Source organism: Pseudomonas sp. ICMP 10191 (assembly GCF_001467335.1).
GTDB classification, from domain to species: Bacteria; Pseudomonadota; Gammaproteobacteria; order Pseudomonadales; family Pseudomonadaceae; genus Aquipseudomonas; species Aquipseudomonas cerasi.
On the sequence record NZ_LKGW01000165.1, the window covers coordinates 1 to 3,592 of the forward strand.

Below are 3,592 nucleotides of genomic sequence, written 5' to 3' on the forward strand. Positions count from 1 at the left end.
TACCTGATCTACACCTCGGGCTCGACCGGCCTGCCGAAAGGCGTGATGATCGAGCACCGCAACACCGTTAACTTCCTGACCTGGGCGCACACGGCTTTTGATGCGTCTGCTCTGGAAAAAACACTGTTTTCCACTTCGCTGAACTTCGACCTCGCGGTCTACGAGTGCTTTGCGCCGTTGACGTCGGGCGGCAGCATCGAAGTGGTCAAAAACGTGCTGGAACTGCAACACGGCGAGCACGATATCGGCCTGATCAACACCGTACCGTCGGCGCTCAAGGCCTTGCTGGAAGTCGATGGCTTGCCGAAATCGGTCCATACGGTAAACGTCGCCGGTGAAGCGCTAAAACGCGCTCTGGTAGAAAACCTGTTCGAAAAAACCGGCGTGCAGCGTTTGTGCAACCTCTACGGCCCTTCGGAAACTACTACCTACTCAAGCTGGGTGGCGATGGACCGTGCAGACGGCTTCGCAGCGCACATCGGCAAGCCAGTCGGCAATACACAGTTTTACCTGCTGGACGAGCAACAGCAGCCTGTGCCACTGGGTGTTGCCGGTGAAATCTACATCGGCGGTGCCGGTGTGGCCCGTGGCTACCTGAACCGCGATGATCTGACCGCCGAACGCTTCCTCAATGACCCGTTCAGCCAAAACCCAGCGGCACGCATGTACCGTACCGGCGACCTGGGTCGCTACCTGCCAGACGGCAATATCGAATACCTGGGCCGTAACGACGATCAGGTGAAGATCCGTGGTTTCCGTATCGAATTGGGCGAGATCGATGCACGCCTGGCCAAACACCCGGCGGTCCATGAAGCGGTAGTCACCGCCCGTGAGGACATTCCGGGCGACAAACGCCTGGTGGCTTATTACACCGTCCAGGCAGCTCACACTGAGCCAGACATCGACAGCCTGCGCGGCTGGCTGCAGGAGCAATTGCCGGCCTACATGATCCCGGCAGCCTACGTACGTCTCGATGCACTGCCACTCACCCCGAACGGCAAGCTGGACCGCAAGGCCTTGCCAGCACCTGAAGCCGATGCACTGATCAGCCGTGGTTATGAAGCCCCACTAGGTGAAACCGAAGCGCAGATCGCAGCCATCTGGCAAGACCTGCTGGGCGTTGCCCAGGTCGGCCGTCACGACAACTTCTTCGAGCTGGGCGGTCATTCGCTGCTGGCGGTGAGCCTTATCGGCCGTATGCGCCAGTTGGGTTTGAGCGCTGACGTGCGCGTGCTGTTCGGCCAGCCGACGTTATCCGCCTTGGCGGCCGCAGTCGGCGGTAACACGGACATCGTGGTGCCAGCCAATCTGATTACCGAGGATTGCCAACGCATTACGCCTGAATTGCTGCCACTGGCCGACCTGACCCAGGCACAGATCGATAAGGTAGTCGACAGCGTGCCGGGCGGCGTGACAAATGTGCAGGACATCTACCCATTGGCGCCGTTGCAGGAAGGCATCCTCTATCACCACCTCAGCGCTGAGCGCGGAGATCCGTATTTGCTGCAATCGCTGTTCGCCTTCGACAGCCAGGAGCATGTCGACGACTTTGCCCGCGCCTTGCAGTTCGTGATCCAGCGCCATGACATTCTGCGCACTGCACTGGTCTGGGAGGGACTGGACGAACCGATGCAAGTGGTCTGGCGTCAGGCGTTGCTGATGCGCGAAAGCTTCGACCCAGATCCGCAAGGCGGCGATGTCGCGACACAGTTGCACCAGCGTTTCGACTCCCGCCGCCACCGTCTGGACATTCGTCGGGCGCCGATGATGCGTCTTGTACATGCCTGGGATGAGTCAAACCAGCGCTGGCTGGGCTGGTTACAGTTCCATCACCTGGTCATGGACCATACAACGCTGGAAGTAGTGCGCCATGAGATGCAGGCCTACCTGCTGGGGCAGGGGGCTCAACTGGGCCTGGCGGCACCCTATCGCAATTATATTGCTCAGGTCCGCCTGGGCATGAGTCAGGAGGAACATGAGGTGTTCTTCCGCGACATGTTGAGCGATGTTGACGAGGCGACGCTGCCGTTTGGTTTGCAGGAGGTGCAAGGTGACGGTCATGACATCGAAGAAGACTTTCTGCCGGTGGATCTGGAGCTCAGCCGTCGTTTGCGGGCCCAGGCCCGTCAACTGGGAGTCAGTGCCGCCAGCCTGGTCCACCTGGCCTGGGCGCAGCTGTTGAGTAAGGCCTCGGGGCGTGACGACGTAGTGTTCGGCACCGTGCTGCTGGGCCGGATGCAAGGTGGCGAAGGCTCGGAGCGAGCGCTGGGCGTATTTATCAACACCTTGCCGCTACGTGTGGGCCTGGGCGAACAGGGCGTGCGTGACGGGGTCAAGGCCACGCACCGGCGCTTGACCGCATTACTCGGGCATGAACACGCGTCTCTGGCGCTGGCCCAACGTTGCAGTGGCGTGGTCGCACCGGCGCCGTTGTTCAGCGCGCTGCTCAACTATCGTCACACCAGCGTTGCCGTGACCGATGAAACGCTGACGGCCTGGAATGGCATGCAGGCAATAGCACTGGGCGATGAAGAACGCACCAACTATCCACTGACCCTCAACGTCGATGACCGCGGCGAAGACTTCCTGTTGACCGTACAGACCATACCGCTGATCGACGGCGCCCGGATTTGCGCCTACATGCTGCAAACATTGAGCAATCTGGTCAACGCGCTTGAGCAGGCGCCGCAGACACCGTTGCACGCTATTTCGATCCTGCCGGACAGCGAGCGGCAGCAGTTGCTCGAACAGTGGAACGAGCCTGGCAATACCTATACGAGCGAGACACCGATTCATCTGCAATTTGAAGCGCGCGCAGCAGAGCGGCCGAATGCCGTGGCGCTGGTGTTCGAAGAGCAGACCCTGAGCTACGGCGAACTCAACGCCCGTGCCAACCAGGTTGCACATCGCCTGCTGGCCCTCGGCGTTCGCCCGGATGATCGGGTAGCGATCTGCGTCGAACGCGGCCCGGCGATGATCATTGGCTTGCTGGGTATTCTCAAATCCGGCGCCGGTTACGTGCCACTGGATCCGGCTTATCCGCTGGAGCGCCTGGTCTATACCCTCGGTGACAGTGCGCCGGTCGCGTTGTTGAGCCAGCAGTCGGTGCAGCAGACGTTGCCTGTCTGCGAAGTGCCGCTGATCTATCTCGACGATGCCGACCTGCAGGACGAATCCGTCTGCAATCCGCAAGTACCGGTCAAGCCCGCTGACCTTGCCTACGTCATCTATACCTCGGGCTCCACCGGTCTGCCCAAGGGCGTGATGGTCGAGCATCGCAACGTTGCACGACTGTTCTCGGCCACCGAAGACTGGTTCGGTTTCAATGAACAGGATGTCTGGGCGCTGTTCCATTCGTTCGCCTTCGACTTCTCGGTCTGGGAAATCTGGGGCGCCTTGACGCAACTGGTCAGCCGCTCGCCGGAAGACTTCTACACGCTGCTGTGCAGTGCCGGGGTGACGGTGCTCAACCAGACGCCAAGTGCGTTCCGTCAACTGATTGCTGCCCAGGCTGAAAACACTCAGGCACATTCGCTGCGTCAGGTGATTTTCGGCGGTGAAGCGCTGGAAACGGCGATGCTCAAGCCGTGGT

The 3,592-nt window shown here is 60.5% G+C and carries 1 protein-coding gene; it reads left to right on the forward strand.

All coding sequences use genetic code 11. The features are described from left to right. Positions 1-3,592 (forward strand): non-ribosomal peptide synthetase (locus AO388_RS24305; RefSeq protein ID WP_153004016.1); only part of this gene is annotated, 3,592 nt, incomplete at both ends.